At 46.4% G+C, this 14,444-nt stretch carries 16 protein-coding genes; 4 read left to right on the top strand and 12 right to left on the bottom strand.

Annotated elements, in window-relative coordinates; translation table 11 throughout:
- The first annotated feature begins 7 nt into the window (after positions 1-7).
- Both HRE53_RS11390 and HRE53_RS11385 read left to right on the top strand, forming a co-directional pair.
- Complete coding sequence (locus tag HRE53_RS11390) at positions 8-1,417, top strand: cell wall metabolism sensor histidine kinase WalK (RefSeq protein ID WP_235110554.1); 1,410 nt, start codon at positions 8-10, stop codon at positions 1,415-1,417.
- A gap of 30 nt (positions 1,418-1,447) precedes the next feature.
- On the top strand, positions 1,448-2,281 hold the full coding sequence (locus HRE53_RS11385; RefSeq protein ID WP_235110552.1) for a prohibitin family protein: 834 nt from the start codon (positions 1,448-1,450) through the stop codon (positions 2,279-2,281).
- Positions 2,282-2,359: 78 nt separating this feature from the next.
- On the opposite strand, the gene HRE53_RS11380 is transcribed toward HRE53_RS11385, so the two are convergent.
- The 7 genes from HRE53_RS11380 to HRE53_RS11350 form a co-directional block, all read right to left on the bottom strand.
- Positions 2,360-2,845 (bottom strand): CYTH domain-containing protein, encoded by a 486-nt coding sequence (locus HRE53_RS11380; protein WP_235110550.1) that lies wholly within the window; start codon positions 2,843-2,845, stop codon positions 2,360-2,362.
- A gap of 17 nt (positions 2,846-2,862) precedes the next feature.
- The gene (locus HRE53_RS11375; protein ID WP_212663534.1) at positions 2,863-3,243 is read right to left on the bottom strand and encodes a response regulator transcription factor; all 381 of its coding nucleotides are present in this window, start codon (positions 3,241-3,243) and stop codon (positions 2,863-2,865) included.
- A gap of 476 nt (positions 3,244-3,719) precedes the next feature.
- Positions 3,720-4,577: a PilZ domain-containing protein gene (locus tag HRE53_RS11370; RefSeq protein ID WP_235110548.1), complete on the bottom strand. Its 858-nt coding sequence runs from the start codon at positions 4,575-4,577 to the stop codon at positions 3,720-3,722.
- Positions 4,534-5,850, bottom strand: coding sequence for a glycosyltransferase (locus HRE53_RS11365; RefSeq protein WP_235110547.1), 1,317 nt, complete (start codon positions 5,848-5,850; stop codon positions 4,534-4,536). Before HRE53_RS11365 ends, HRE53_RS11370 begins: the two co-directional genes overlap by 44 nt.
- A 486-nt stretch (positions 5,851-6,336) precedes the next feature.
- The gene (locus HRE53_RS11360) at positions 6,337-6,618 is read right to left on the bottom strand and encodes a hypothetical protein (RefSeq protein WP_235110545.1); all 282 of its coding nucleotides are present in this window, start codon (positions 6,616-6,618) and stop codon (positions 6,337-6,339) included.
- Positions 6,619-6,662: 44 nt separating this feature from the next.
- Positions 6,663-7,202, bottom strand: a complete 540-nt coding sequence (locus HRE53_RS11355; protein ID WP_235110543.1) for a hypothetical protein — start codon at positions 7,200-7,202, stop codon at positions 6,663-6,665.
- 220 nt (positions 7,203-7,422) lie between these two features.
- Entirely contained in the window at positions 7,423-8,388 is a 966-nt protein-coding gene (locus HRE53_RS11350) for a protein kinase domain-containing protein (protein WP_235110542.1), read from the bottom strand.
- 222 nt (positions 8,389-8,610) lie between these two features.
- Between HRE53_RS11350 and HRE53_RS11345 the strand changes: the two genes are divergently transcribed.
- Positions 8,611-9,966: a GH1 family beta-glucosidase gene (locus HRE53_RS11345; RefSeq protein WP_235110541.1), complete on the top strand. Its 1,356-nt coding sequence runs from the start codon at positions 8,611-8,613 to the stop codon at positions 9,964-9,966.
- Here the strand turns inward: HRE53_RS11345 and HRE53_RS11340 are convergent.
- From HRE53_RS11340 to HRE53_RS11325, 4 genes are all read right to left on the bottom strand, one after another.
- Positions 9,963-10,865: an alpha/beta fold hydrolase gene (locus tag HRE53_RS11340; RefSeq protein ID WP_235110540.1), complete on the bottom strand. Its 903-nt coding sequence runs from the start codon at positions 10,863-10,865 to the stop codon at positions 9,963-9,965. The two genes, HRE53_RS11345 and HRE53_RS11340, sit on opposite strands and share 4 nt — an antisense overlap.
- A gap of 323 nt (positions 10,866-11,188) precedes the next feature.
- Positions 11,189-11,473, bottom strand: a complete 285-nt coding sequence (locus tag HRE53_RS11335) for a hypothetical protein (protein ID WP_235111312.1) — start codon at positions 11,471-11,473, stop codon at positions 11,189-11,191.
- Positions 11,424-11,726, bottom strand: a complete 303-nt coding sequence (locus HRE53_RS11330; RefSeq protein WP_235110539.1) for a type II toxin-antitoxin system HigB family toxin — start codon at positions 11,724-11,726, stop codon at positions 11,424-11,426. The genes HRE53_RS11335 and HRE53_RS11330 overlap by 50 nt, the downstream gene beginning before the upstream one ends.
- A 313-nt stretch (positions 11,727-12,039) precedes the next feature.
- Positions 12,040-12,648: a TetR/AcrR family transcriptional regulator gene (locus tag HRE53_RS11325; RefSeq protein ID WP_235110538.1), complete on the bottom strand. Its 609-nt coding sequence runs from the start codon at positions 12,646-12,648 to the stop codon at positions 12,040-12,042.
- 111 nt (positions 12,649-12,759) lie between these two features.
- Between HRE53_RS11325 and HRE53_RS11320 the strand changes: the two genes are divergently transcribed.
- Positions 12,760-13,833, top strand: coding sequence for a ubiquinone biosynthesis protein COQ4 (locus HRE53_RS11320; protein WP_235110537.1), 1,074 nt, complete (start codon positions 12,760-12,762; stop codon positions 13,831-13,833).
- On the opposite strand, the gene HRE53_RS11315 is transcribed toward HRE53_RS11320, so the two are convergent.
- Positions 13,772-14,239: a type IV pilin-like G/H family protein gene (locus HRE53_RS11315; protein ID WP_235110536.1), complete on the bottom strand. Its 468-nt coding sequence runs from the start codon at positions 14,237-14,239 to the stop codon at positions 13,772-13,774. The two genes, HRE53_RS11320 and HRE53_RS11315, sit on opposite strands and share 62 nt — an antisense overlap.
- Positions 14,240-14,444: the final 205 nt, after the last annotated feature.

The raw sequence follows: 14,444 nt of genomic DNA, 5'->3' as shown, positions 1-14,444 counted from the left end.
CTACGGCATGTTCCAAAAAACTCGACGGCGATTAGCACTCTGGTATACAGGGGTCACTGCAATTTTACTGCTGGTATTTGCCAGTGGTTTTTATCTGTATGTGCGGGGCACGCTGATTGAGCGGGTGGATGATACCTTGAGCCATGTGGTGGAGGTGGTACAGCGCTCGTTAGTCGTCGAGGCGAGTAATGCAGATTTCTCTCCTCTAGACTCTCCGTTTATCGTTAATTTAGAAGCAAGCTTTGGTGATCCGCCAGATGCGGTGGATGATGACCGGATTGATCTGGAATGGTTTAATTCAGACGGTGATTTGCTCTGGTCAACTCTATCTGAAACCTTGGAGGTCCCCATTCGGTTGGGCTACCGTGGTGAAACCGTTGAAATTGCAGACGATTACTTGTTGCGACAGCTCACCCAGCGGGTCATGTTGAATGGCAATGTGCTGGGCTATCTAAGAGTTAGCCATCCTTGGTTTGAGGTGACGAAACCCGCTCGCCAACTGTTTATTGACCTGAGCTTGGGGACGAGTTTGTTAGTGGGGTTAGTGGCAATGACGGGTTGGTTTCTCTCGGGGTTAGCCATTGAACCGATTCAAGACTCTTATCAACATCTGAAGCAGTTTACGGCGGATGCCTCCCATGAGTTGCGGAATCCGATTGCCCTTATCCAAACCAATGTGCAAGTCGCTTTAGCAGATCCTGAACTGGAGATGCCTGAGCAACGGCAACAGTTAGAGGTGATTGAGCGGCTGACTCAGCGCCTTGGACGCTTGGTGGATGACCTGCTGTTTTTAGCCCGCCAAGACAGTGGCATGCTCCAGATTGACTACCAGCCTTGTCCGTTGGATGCTGTCTTGATGGAAGTGGTTGAAGACCAACGGGCTTTAGCGACGAGTAAGGGGGTGCATCTATACCTGAATTTAGAAGAGACGGGGGCAGCAACGGTACCCGGTGAAGAGTCCTTTTTTGTGATCGGAGACTACGATCAGCTGGTGCGGTTGTTTACCAATCTGGTGAGTAATGGTATTCAATACACCCCTGCGGAGGGTAGGGTCAGGGTGACCCTCAAACAGTCTCTTCGACAAGGTATACCTTATCTAAAGGCGATAGTTGAAGATGAGGGACTCGGGATTCCGGCGGAAGCCATCCCCCATGTCTTTGATCGGTTTTATCGGGCGGATCCGGCTCGACAGCGGTCGTTAATACCGGCGGCTCAACCCGTTTCCTCTGGCAAAGTGATGGGAACGGGATTGGGGCTTGCGATCGCACAAGGGATTTGCCACAATCACCAAGGTCAAATGAGTGTCAGCAGTCGGTTGCAGCAAGGTACCCTCTTTACGGTGACACTCCCTCAGCAGCTTCCTAAAAAGATTGAAGCTAAATCCCTGCCCTTGGAAGAGATAAATCAGCTACCCTGAGAAAGGCAAGATTACCAAAAAGGCTTAAGCATGAAGGATTGGAATCCAGCAAATCTCGGAATTATCATTGCGTTATTGGTACTGTTGGGCCTCAATGCTGTTGTGATTATCAATCCCGGTCAAGCTGGCGTGCTCAGTATTTTGGGAAAAGCGCGGGATGGAGCGCTCCTTGAAGGCATTCATTTCAAAGCTCCCTTTGTTTCTAGAGTCGATATTTACGATTTGACGGTCCAAAAATTTGAAGTTCCTGCCCAAAGTTCTACCAAAGACTTACAGGACCTCACCGCCCGTTTTGCCATTAACTTTCGGCTCGATGCAACGGAAGTGGTAGAAGTAAGACGGAAGCAAGGTTCTCTTCAAAATATTGTTTCCAAAATCATTGCGCCCCAGACTCAGGAGTCTTTTAAGATTGCTGCCTCTCGCCGCACAGTGGAAGAAGCTATTACCCAACGGGAAGTCTTGAAATCCGATTTTGACGATGCTTTGAGTAAGCGACTGGAAAAATACGGCATTATCGTTCTTGATACTAGCGTTGTAGATCTCGACTTTTCCCCAGAATTTGCTCAGGCCGTTGAAGAGAAACAAATTGCCGAACAGCGCGCTCAGAGAGCGGTTTATGTTGCTCGGGAAGCTGAGCAAGAAGCCCTGGCTGAAGTGAACCGTGCTAAGGGTAAGGCAGAAGCCCAACGTCTATTGGCAGAAACCTTGAAGGATCAAGGGGGCAAATTAGTGCTGCAAAAAGAAGCGATTGAAGCCTGGAGAAAAGGGGGTTCCCAAATGCCCCGTGTCTTGATTAGTGGCAGTGGCAAAGATAACGGACAGGTGCCATTTCTCTTTAATGTCAACGCAGATAGTAAGGGATAAAGACCGGCCTAATTTGCGAAGCGATTAGCCCTCATGCCTTAAGCATGAGGGCTAATTTAATGGTAATTTCTAGCCTGATTATGGATTGGAGCTTGGCTTATGGGGCCAAGTTTTATAGGGATGAACCGCTAGGTAAGAATTGAAATATCTCGGATCATCCGAGACTTCTAGGCCGATCCAATCGGGTAATGGGACAGATTGCTCAGGAGAGGTCAGCTCTACTTCTGCCAGGACTAACCCTTGATTCTGGCCAGCAAACTCATCAATCTCCCAAATGAGGTCTTCTATCGGAATCTTGTAGCGGGTTTTTTCAACGACTCTCGGATGGCAAAGATCCATCATAGCTTGAGCATCAGCTACAGGGATCTCATATTCAAACTCCTGTCTCGTCAGATTTTTGACTCTTCCTTTAACGGTGAGGAAGGCGATGTCTCCGGCAATACGAACCCTGGCGGTGGCCTGATTACTTCCTGCTAAATACCCTTGAATGAGAGGGACGCTATGGCCCATGGATCGCCATGCTTCTCCTGTAACGAGAAACTTACGCTCTATCTCGATTCCCATATTGGCTGACCCAACCCCTAGGACTCGGCCCGGGTTTTGAGTAGCTTACGAATGAGATCGAGCATTTCTGAGGGGTTAAAGGGTTTGGTAATGTAAGCGTCTCCCCCTTGCTTCATGCCCCAATGTCGATCAAATGCTTCACCCTTGGTAGAGCACATAATCACGGGTAAGTTGCGGTCGGTTAGGTCATTTTTGACCCAGCGGCACAATTCATAGCCGTTCATGCGAGGCATCACAATATCTGTGATCACCAAGTCTGGATAGCTACTGGCCTGCAGCATTGTTTTAGCTGCTAAGCCGTCTTCAGCTTCAATGACCTCTAGACCATTGCGCTGTAACATATCCGTTAGCATGGCACGCATGGTGGGGCTGTCATCAACTACCATTACTGTTGTCATGTCTCTCTTCCCTTTTACCTCCATGAGACCCACAGCTCTTCATTACAAGGATTCCCTATTAAGACGCTCTAGCTAACTCTGAATACTCCGTATTTTTACGAGAGTTTCACTTTAAATCAACAAGGTGTCATCATCTTGGGCTCTAAGTTGAGCGGGCCAAAACTATAATGAGTACCAGGAAATTGATCAAGAGTATCTTTACCTTGATTGGACTAGATCATAGACAACGTGAGTTATTCAAATGGTCTAAATCTACCTTTTTTAGGTGTAATCTTTATCTTAAACGAAGTAAGAACAAGACTCCTGTTTACCTAGGCACAGCATAATTCATGATGTGTCTTGAGCAAATCAGGGGAAACACTTAGATCGTAGTTGATCCGTCCGATCTCAATAGTACACAGGTGTCGCTCAAGAATGACGGTTCAGGTGCATTTAATTTTATGAGGGAGTGCATTTATCGGTGACTGTGGCGATGGCTAGCGTGGGTTGATCCTACAGGATACTTTCAGGTTGCGAAAAGGGTAGAGGCCGTATAAGCCAGATGCGATCGCACGGATCGTATCCCACTCGGTCGGAATTCGAGGCAGTTTCCAGTTTTGAGGATTGCAATAGGTAAAGTTAACGACTTTCCAGAGGGTGACCGCGTCTACATCCTTAAACATGCAGCCATATACCGTGCCGTTTTTCTGCTGATTGCGGATCTCAGCCATCATTCGTAAGCTGGTCCTGGGTACGGCTAATTCAACGGTCTCATTCAATTGCAGTGCGGTAGGATTCTGGGTGCGAAAGCGACAGCCTGCTTCCGAAATATCTATAAATTGACCCATGGCACTTTGTCCTGTTTGGGTCGTTACCTGGCAGACCTCATCCGAAAAGACCCGAGGGTGTCCCCGATCATGATCGGCACTCACTCCCGCAATCAGGGCTGCTGCTAAAAAGATCAGATTCACTTGGGCCCAAATGAGATTGATGATATATAGATCGTCACCTGTGGGATGGAATAAGCCATATATGATCGTGAATAGAGTGAGTCCTAAAAGTATGAAAATATGCGCCAAACTATGAAGATTGAACTTTATACCAAAGCTATCTAACTGTTTATTCGTGACCTGGAAGGAATCAGAGATTTGAGAATATAAAAATATTTTCAGTACAACTTTGAAAATATGAAACCCTTGCAAGAGATTATAGATAATCAATAACAGGACGCTGCCTCGCATCCAGCTCATCACAATCATAGAAAGAGAATAGTTATAGAAGGTATAGGTGCTGGCTTCCCCTAACGTGATGTCAATGCTTTTGAATCCAAACAGCAAGTAGAAAAGAGGAGCCAAAAAAGCTCAAGGTTTTCAGCATCTCTTCCAGCCAGTACAGGGTGCCCGCAGCATAGGTAAACCGCTGTATAAAGTTGAGGCCAGGCAACCACAGAGGATTACGTTTGCTAATCACCATCCTCAAGGTGCCTTCCGCCCAACGCATCCGTTGTTTGAGATATTCATTAATATTGTTGGCGGCACAGCCGACACTCAGCAGTTCATTTAAATAGACGGTCTTATAACCCCGAGATTGCATTAAGATGCCCGTGGCATAGTCCTCAACAATGGTATCTAGAGGAATGCCACCAATGGCATCTAAATGCTGGCGTCGATACAGCACAGAACTACCCGAACAAACCACAGCATTGACAGAATCTCGGGCGGGCTGAATCACTTGGTAAAAATCAGTTTGCTCATCCGTAATAAACCGCCCGCCTAGGTTTTTTTGAGGAGGGTCGGGATTGTAGAACTTTTGAGGAGTGACGACCATGGACAAATTATCGTCTGCTTTGAAAAATCCAATGGTTCGTTCCAAAAAGTGATTGAGGGGGACAAAGTCAGCATCAAAAACCACCAAAATTTCGCTACTGACATGCTTTAAAGCATGATTGAGGTTTCCTGCCTTAGCATGGTCATTAATGGGCCGAGTGAGGTAATTGCATCCCCATTTTTGGGCCAGCGCTTTAACATCGGGTCGTTGTCCATCATCCAGTAACCAAATGTGTTTTTGTTGTTTAGGGTATTTCAGGGATTTACAACCAATCAGCGTCCGTTCCAACATTTTGTGGGATTCATTATAAGTGGGGATCAAAATATCGACGCTGGGCTTATAGGTCTTTTGCACCCACTGACTATATTGATCGGCTTCGAGACTGCGATTGGGAGACCGTAAGATTAAATAGTTATTGGTCCAGCTATTCAGAATGCTGAGCAGTTCATAAGCAAAGAGACCGATGCAAAATACACCATCTGGCCCACTCAAAATTAGAGTATGGGTTGCCCGCCACAAGAGATATCGGGCTTGCACAACAAACAATAAAAAAACGAATAGCCCTTGAATCCATTTGGGTGGACGTTGGGGTAGAAAAATTCTTAATGCCCCTAATATCAGCAGTGAAGAACAGATCGGTAAAGCGGGTAAAACAGTGCGAGATAGGGATCCGATCTTGGGGCCAATTTCAGTTAAATCGTAGGCAATAAACCCTAAGGTAATGAATGCTAGAAAATATTTACTATAAATAACTCTATAGTCTGTTGGTAGTGACCGTAGGTAGTTGGCTACGGTTTGCATTCACTAACTCCGTAGTCGCTTAAAAGATGGATAGTGCATGGGTTGTAGCCATGATGTCTGGATTTTTTGGATTAATCGTTGCTGGTGTTGGCGTAGAAGGTAATCGCAATTGAAGACAAGGATTTGAGTATTGGCTTAGAATTCCCCAAAAAGAATGAAAATAGACAAGATAACGTCCTCTATCTTGTTTATTTTTGACTGTATAAAATCTAGAGTGAATTTACGGCCAATATCAATCAGGCTGTGAGCTGCTGATAGGCGTGTTTTGGAGTTGGCTAGAGGCAAATTATAATGCTTGCTTTGGGAGTTCTCTCGATGACGGATACCGATGCAATCTATCAAGCTAGCGGCTATGAGGGAGGGAACTAACGGAAGCTAGTTCAGTTCATCGTTGGCGTCTATTGTTGAACATGTCGTGCTGGTGGTGCATGCAAGATAAATAGTACGCGACGAATTTTGCAACAGAGTCAGACCAAAATCAATCCCTTAACCCAGTAGAGATTTCAGTAACTCCAACATCATTGCACCCACTATGCCGCCTACCATACATATGGTGAAGCAGACGACCTTACCCATTGATCCTTTGAAGGATTCGGTGAGGCGATCAAAGCCTGCCTGAAACATAATATAAATAATTGCGCCAACAGGGAGAGTGATGAGAAATAGCCAACCCGGTAAATTGGCAGTGAGCAAAGGGATAAAGATCAGCGCACATAAGATGGATAGGCCGAATAAAAAGAAAAGTTTATGCAGGTAGACTGCTCCCATGATCAATGGCTTCTCATGCTTGGATTGATTGGGTGGCTGATGTTCTAGCTGGCTTCAGCGGAGTCTTCAGCATAGTTGAGGATCATTTCAATGGTATTGAGTTCATGCTCAATACAAGTCATCTCAGCATTGAAATCCTGGTTCTGGCTGCTGTTGTAATCAAAGATGTCATGGCCAGGGCGATAGTCTGTCTGAGCGCAGCGGTGATCGAAAGATAGCTCTTCTAGAATGGCTAACCCAGCTTGCCAGCGCTGTAAATCAATCACTCTAATTTGCCGAATCCAGGCTTGCTTGACATAGAGGGGTAGAAAGCTAGATAGCTGAATATATGAAACTAGACGGTGGCAAGAGAGGGCGATCAGCTCTCCTAGAGAGGGGGTGTCGGGCGTGGTGCTTAAGGCTTGGAACAGTGAAGATCGAACATCAGTAGAACGTGCAACTTTACCGTGATCGCGTTTAGGTGAGGTGGCTTGCAGGGTTTGGGTTGAATTCACCCATGTTGTTTGCAGGGCTGCGCCGCTTTGTTGAAGATGCCAACAGGTTTTGGAGCGTTGAGTGTTTTTGTTTAAGAAATTGCTAACCATTTCATTTTCTCTCAGTCATCAATACCCTCATTTGGGAAGTAAACCCGAGTTGCAAACCCTTTGCGGAACCATGGGTTCTTCTTTTTGGGGGATATGCATAGCATCCCAGATCTAAAAAAGGTCAGCGATGAGAATCATCACTGACCATGACTGAGAGCTATCACGCTATGAACGTGATGGGTATCACCCAAAGCAAACTCAAGATGTTGGGAGGGGAGGACTACCCAGAGTAGGAATTGAGGGGCGGCTCAGAGGGATTTAGACTCAGGAGGCATGAATCTAAATAGGCTCCCATTTGCTCCACTAGAGTGGAGTGCACCGAGAGAGATTGTTGAACGAATTGCCCTGGAGCAGCCAAAGCCTTCATCATTTGCCGAGCTGTCAGGAATCGCTCTCCGGGGAATCGGGCAATCGCCTTGTTCAAAATGGCAGCAAAGGCTGAATCTTGGGCTAAGGTCTGGGTGTTCCAATCACAGGACCCGGTGTTGAGGTTAAACAGAGCGTAGGGATCTTTCCCGGTCAACAAATAAATACCGATCAGACCCAGGCTGTAAAGGTTGCTGGAGTAATAGTGTTGATCGAGGATGACCTGCTCATGGGGCAAGAAGCCAGAGGTGGACATCCAAGGGTTGGGCCGAATATTGTTTTCCAAAAATGTGTTGGCAATGACCTGATTTAACATGCCGCCATACTGAAGGACGGGCTTGTTGTCATCTTGCCGCAACACGATATTGTTGGGTTCCAAGGTGCAGTGGACGATTTGATTTTGATGGAGATAATCGACCAATGACAGGAGCTTGGTCATGATCTGTTGAACAGTGGCTTCGTCTAATGCGCCTTGTTCTTGCACGGTTTGGGTAAGGGTCAGTCCTGGTACCCATTCTTCCATGAGATAGACTTGGCCCGTACTATCGGCAAAACTGGATAACCAAGGAATTTGGTCATGGATGCCGCCTAGCTTTTGCCAGATTTCGATTTCGGCTTGGATGCGATCGCAAAGCTGTTTTTGAATGTCTGCATCTGTGGTGAGGGGTTTGACCTGGCGAATAATACATTGCCGACGAGAAGGCAGCTGTGTATCTTCAGCCAACCAGGCAATACTCCAGGGCCCGTCCTCAAGGATGCGAACAATCTGATAGCGATTATTGAGTAAAGTGGGTGTCGGTGCGATACAAGTGCTAACCATCTTGGGTATTCCCCAGAACATCTATGTCTAGACAATGCCAGCTTTACCCAGGCGACTCAGTGACATGTCTCACATGAATAATTGAACCTAGTCACAAGGATTTTCCTAACCCCCTCAGTGGAGGGGATCGTAAGGGGATCGCCATGATGTTGGGGCTGTAACATACCGCAAACAAGGGTGGTCTATGCTGAATCAGGTTTGTTGCAATGCAAGGAGACAAAGATGCCATTTCCTGAACAGTTTGTCTGGGGGGCTGCTGCTGCAAGTTATCAAATTGAGGGAGGGGCCGAGGCAGATGGCAAGGGCCTCTCGGTTTGGGATGTGATGTGTCGCCAACCCCATAAAGTGGCCGAGGGGCATACGGGAGAGGTTGCCTGTGATCACTACCATCGGTATGCAGAAGATATTCAGTTGATGGCTGATATTGGGTTGCAGGCTTATCGTCTATCTTTATCCTGGCCGCGCATCTTGCCGGAGGGCATTGGGCCGGTGAATGAGAAGGGGCTGGACTATTGCGATCGCATCATCGATACTCTGTTAGAACACCATATAGAACCTTGGGTAACGCTCTTTCACTGGGACTATCCAGAAGCCTTATTTCAAAAAGGGGGCTGGCTGAATCGGGACAGTGCTGATTGGTTTGCGGAATATACTCAAGTCGTAGTAGATCGGCTATCAGACCGAGTCACCCACTGGATGCCCCACAATGAACCCCAATGTTTTATTGGCTTGGGCCACCAATCCGGAGACCATGCCCCTGGCCTTAAACTTAGTTTTAGTGAAGTACTGACGGCAATTCATCATTCCTTGCTGGCTCATGGGAAAGCAGTGCAGGTAATTCGAACCCAGGCCAAACGTTCTCCCCAAATCGGAACGGCTTTAGTGGGGATTGTCTCCATCCCTGCTACTGATCATCCTGACGATATTGCTGCAGCCCGAGCCAGTACCTTGGCCGTCAGCGGTAAGCACTGCTGGAACAATACCTGGTTTGCCGATCCGTTGATCTTGGGGCACTATCCTGAAGATGGCATGGCCCGATTTCAGCAGATCATGCCCACTATTCAATCGGGTGATTTAGAAACAATCTGCCAACCTCTGGATTTCTATGGTCTCAATATTTATCAGGGTCAGACCGTTCGTGCGAATTCAGACAAGAGTGCGACCTCTATAGTCCACCCATCAGGGGGACCCCGAACCACTATGGATTGGCCTGTTACTCCAGAAGCCCTGTATTGGGGGCCTCGGTTTATCTATGAACGGTATCAATTGCCCATTGTGATTACAGAAAACGGCATGGCGAACTGTGACTGGGTTCATAGGGATGGCCAGGTCCATGATCCACAACGGATCGATTTTCTGACTCGATATCTGCAAGCCTATGGCCGAGCTATTGATGATGGCATTGAGGCCCGAGGCTATTTTCTCTGGTCGGTTATGGATAACTTTGAGTGGGCCTTTGGCTATGACAAACGGTTCGGCATTATTTACGTGGACTACGAAAGCCAACAGCGGACCCTAAAAGATTCGGCTCATTGGTATAAACAAGTGATCGGTAGTAATGGTCAGACTTTGGCTTAGGCCGCCTGTAAGTTTTTCAGCCAATTAATAATCATGGGATTGATGACGTCGGGACGCTCATCATGGGGACAATGCCCAGTTTTGGCAATAATTTCAAAGGTGACTTTAGGCTCGGCATTCGGATCTTCACTCAAATCTCGATAGACCTTGGCTGTGCGCAAAGCGGCCCAGGGATCGTCTTCGCCCCATAGTAGGAGTAAGGGTTGTTTAATTCGCGGGAGCAACTCGGTGGGACGAGGTCCGGGAGGTCCAGTCAAAACAGATAGAAAAACCTGACAGGCTTCTTCCCGGCAAGACGGATTGTGAAGCATCTCCACTAACTCATCGGTAATGGCTTCTTTGTTGCCATAAATCTGGGACAGGGAGTTGCGAATGGCGCGTTTGCCTCGGACTTGATTGAAGAAAAACGGACCGAACAGCTTGGAGCGCATCATCATCCGCATGGGACCCATGACCATCCGCAGGGGCAAGATCGCTTCTTCTCGGCGAATATTCATACTGCCAGCGGAGTTGAGCAAAACACCACTGGTGCCCATTTGGGGATGATTGGCTAACATCATCAATACCAAAAGACCCCCAATAGAGTTCCCCACCCAGACTGCAGGTTCTTGGATAAATTCTTCCCAAAAGTCTTTGAATAGGTCTTGCCAGACTTCTAGGGAGTAATCGATGGCAGGCATATCAGAGTCGCCAAAGCCTAGTAAATCTAAACTCCAGACCTGGTATCCGGCTTCGGCCAGCTCAGGAATATTTTTGCGCCAGTGCCCAATACAAGCGCCAAAGCCATGAATCAAAACCATCGGTTGTCCGGTGCCTTTGACGGTGTATTTGATCTGGTTACCTCGCCAAATCCAAGTTTTAATTTCAAGTGGTGGGCTGGTGGGTACCTGAGTGGTCATGGCAAATAATGAAGAATACTATCTTAATGTTCCTTCATAATAAGCCGTTCTTTGGCCAGTGAGGTTTTCGTTTATAGAAATCATCAACCCAAAGTCTAGATTCTCTTAGGGGTATCCCTTGCCTCCATAGAATTTAGGCTTTCTATAATAGTAATAAGTGCTAACTTTTGAGAGGGAAAAAAGCTGCAGGAGACACCGCAAAATACTCCGCTAATTCCTGTATATGCCTGGTTGTGAGTTGTCTACGTCCCTTAAAAATATCTGAGATGATTGATTCAGCTTTAAAAATAGGTACTAGATCTTTTTGTCTGAGTCCTCTGTCTTCAACTAAAACTTTCAGTAAGTCCACCCCCATAGATATCGGGAATAGCTTCTAAAGTTTGCTCATATTCCCAGACGAGAGTGCCTAAAAGATCCAGATAGTCCGTTTCATCAGGTGTGAGTTCACGCTCTAAATCTATCAGGGTATCAATTCTAGTTTGAACAGCTTGTAGCTGCTGATCGGTGTGAATTGGTCGGGGTATAAATTCTTGTACCAAGTTTTCATAGCTCGCTGCATCATTTGTTCCAAGAATCATATTTCCACTTGCCTTTGTCGTATTCGGCATGGGTTAAAAAATGACGGATATATATCCTACTTTTTCGGTAGTTGATTAGAGTGATCAGTCGATAGTTGTTCCCGGCGATATTAAAGACGGTCAACTTACCTACTAGATCAGCGTTTGGAAAAGTCTGACGTGTATCTTCAAGGGCTTGCCAATTGGCGAATTTTGTAATCTTGATCCACGCTCTGACACTGGACTGAGAATTAGGGTATTTTGCGGAAGCTGCTCGTAGGCGAGAGTCTGAAATAATTCGCATGTCGATTTTGTCGAAAAATATATTTCATTGTTTGGCTCTAGTTGCAGTCACTGATAATCTTATCATATTGATAAGTTAACCTACTTTTGGCTTGATTATAGAAATGACCAAACGTTTGTTGAGAGAGTGAAAACGTGACAAGCTAGCAATGAAAAAATCATCCTGTTTTTCAGTAGGGCTCTTAGCCAAAATTGAGAGTGAGCAAGTTTGGGAAAATTTCTTGGAGACTATAGCGAATACTGAACAGGATAAATAAGTTAGAGTTCGTTAAAAATTTAGGTGGGCACCATTGTGTCAGTGTTGAAACCACTGCTTAAGTTTTGATATAAGCGCGGACCATATCCTCTAGTACTTGGACTTGAGCTGTAAAAAACTTCGGTTGAAGGTGGAACATACAGTAGTGGGTGGCCATCCCATCTAAGGTACTCACCAGCATGCGAGCAAAAATGGGAGCCGAGAGAGTAGATGAGATTTGCCCTTGGGCTTGACCGGCTTGAATGTGAGTAATAAAGAACTGATTTAAGCACTCCATCCACTGTTCAAAGTCTTCACTTAACCCAATTGATCGATCCAGCTCCTTGTTACCCAGAATTTCGAAGACTAAGGGGGTGATATAGGCGAACTCATCAAGATCCTGAAAACAGAGTTGAATTCCTGCCATGATGGCCTCAACTGGATCGGAATGAGCTTCCTCTAGTTGCGAAATTTGTTGATCGAATTCCTGGAGCATTAGACCAAAGAGACTTTTGGGGAGTTCTTCCTTGGTGCGGAAATACTCATAGAGGGTGCCCTTGCCCATCTCAGCTTTACGGGCAATATCGGCCATCTTAGTGGAGTGATACCCTTTCTCTGCGAAGACTGCGATCGCAGCGGCCAGAATCGCCTGTCGTTTGGCTTCTCGGTCAACAATTTTGGGACTCATGGCGTCATCATAGCTGTTCCTGTGTCTGTTGCTGTAGGCATTTCATCTTCATCCTTGACATTTGACCGACCAGTCGGTCAATATAAAGATATCGCCATTAGGGTTTCAACCATGTCGACTATCGCTACGCCCGTCAGCCCTACTTCTTCTGCCACTCAAGTACCGAGTCAACCTTATTTTCAAGGAATGAGTTGGAATGAGCACCAGTCAGTCACACTACTATCCAGCCTGAAAACCGTTGCCACCCTTCAAGGCCAACGGTCCATGCATCCCTTAGCCCAAGACATGATGCAGTCGATTCAAGACCATCTGCTCCCATGGCAAGGGTCGATTGAGGACCTACCTATTATTAGTCCAGAATTGCTGGGACGTGAATTAATAGGTAGGTATCAAGAGCTGGCCCTGCAATTTTTGATCTTGATGCCCTACCTGTCCATGGAGGTTGAGCAAGCCGAAGTGAACTTAGTGCAGCAGTTTGCCCAAGGTTGCCTGCATGAACCCCATACCTTGAAGAGCCTAAAGCAGGTGTATTCTGGACAGTTGCAAGGGTTATTTTGGGATTACTCAGTGCGATCCCTAGTCAAACTCTTGCCAGGTGGATGGTGGCAGAAACTGAAGTGTATTTTCAGTGCTATGCACCAATATATCGGTGATCCTGAAACGGCCCGTCAGTATCAAGTTTTAGAAGATTTACCTGCTGGAACCTTGGGGAAAGAGCTGTATCAGTACTATCGCGATCGCAACTTTCCCTTACCCGGCGAGCAGAAAAGCTTTAGCGATATCCTGGTGCCTCATGATCTGATTCATTTGTTATCGGGTATTGATACCAGCCCCGTCGGCGAAATTGTGGTGGCGGGTTTTGAAGCGGGCATGAGCGGCAGTCAATTTGGGTTTGAGCTGTTGCTTGAAGTGGTGTTGGATTTCCACCTGGGTTTAGAATTCACAACTCTTGGTGTTTTGGACCCTAGTCAAAATAATTTTGTCCCGAGTTTAGTGATCCAGGCATTTGTGCAAGGAACTACTGTGCGGCAAGACTTGTTCAGTCCCTACTGGTCCTTTACAGAACTGCTTGAGCAGCCGATCACTAGGATTCGGGAACATTACAACATTCAAGCGCTAGATCTTAACAGGATGGTGGAACCGCAGGAGCAGCTCCTGCCCCAGACTGTTCTAGGATCGTGCTAGTTGTGGTTGCAGATGAACCCGCAACAATAGTGGCAAACACACAGCCTGTGATCGCATCTAAATCATTGTTATTGGGTATTGCTTGGAATTCTCCCAGAGTAGAGTTCGTAATTCCAAATTGGAAGGTGTATTGATCTGAGATGAGTGGCAAATCAATCTCTAAATTGGCCATGGTGTTGGAAAATACTGGAAATTCTAGTCGGTAGGTTTGCTGAGCGCGATTGACAGAGCCAATATAGCTTTGAGCGACAGCTTGTTGAGCTTTCAAAGATTGCTGCAACATGGATGGCACGGCCACAGCAGACAGAATACCCACAATAACGACACTGACTAATAGCTCTAAAAGGGTCACACCTTGTTCGGGATATTGCCGGAGGCTGTTATAGCTAGGGATGAACGAAAACATGGTGCTTGTAGAAGTGATGATCAGAAGCAACTCAATGCTGGGCAATATAGTCCAAGAAATGGGTAGAGCAAAGCTTTGAGTAAAGAATAAGTTGCCAAAAAACTAAGCCCCATATAGTTTGCAAACAACAAACTTCATGGGGATAAAAAACAGTTGCTAACAGCTATCGGTAACAACATGAATTCAATGTTAGTTGTTAACAATC

The organism is Acaryochloris sp. 'Moss Beach' (assembly GCF_021497025.1).
GTDB lineage: Bacteria > Cyanobacteriota > Cyanobacteriia > Thermosynechococcales > Thermosynechococcaceae > Acaryochloris > Acaryochloris marina_A.
The sequence above is the reverse complement of the archived record's forward strand: the minus strand, read 5'-3'. Positions and strand labels throughout refer to the sequence as shown.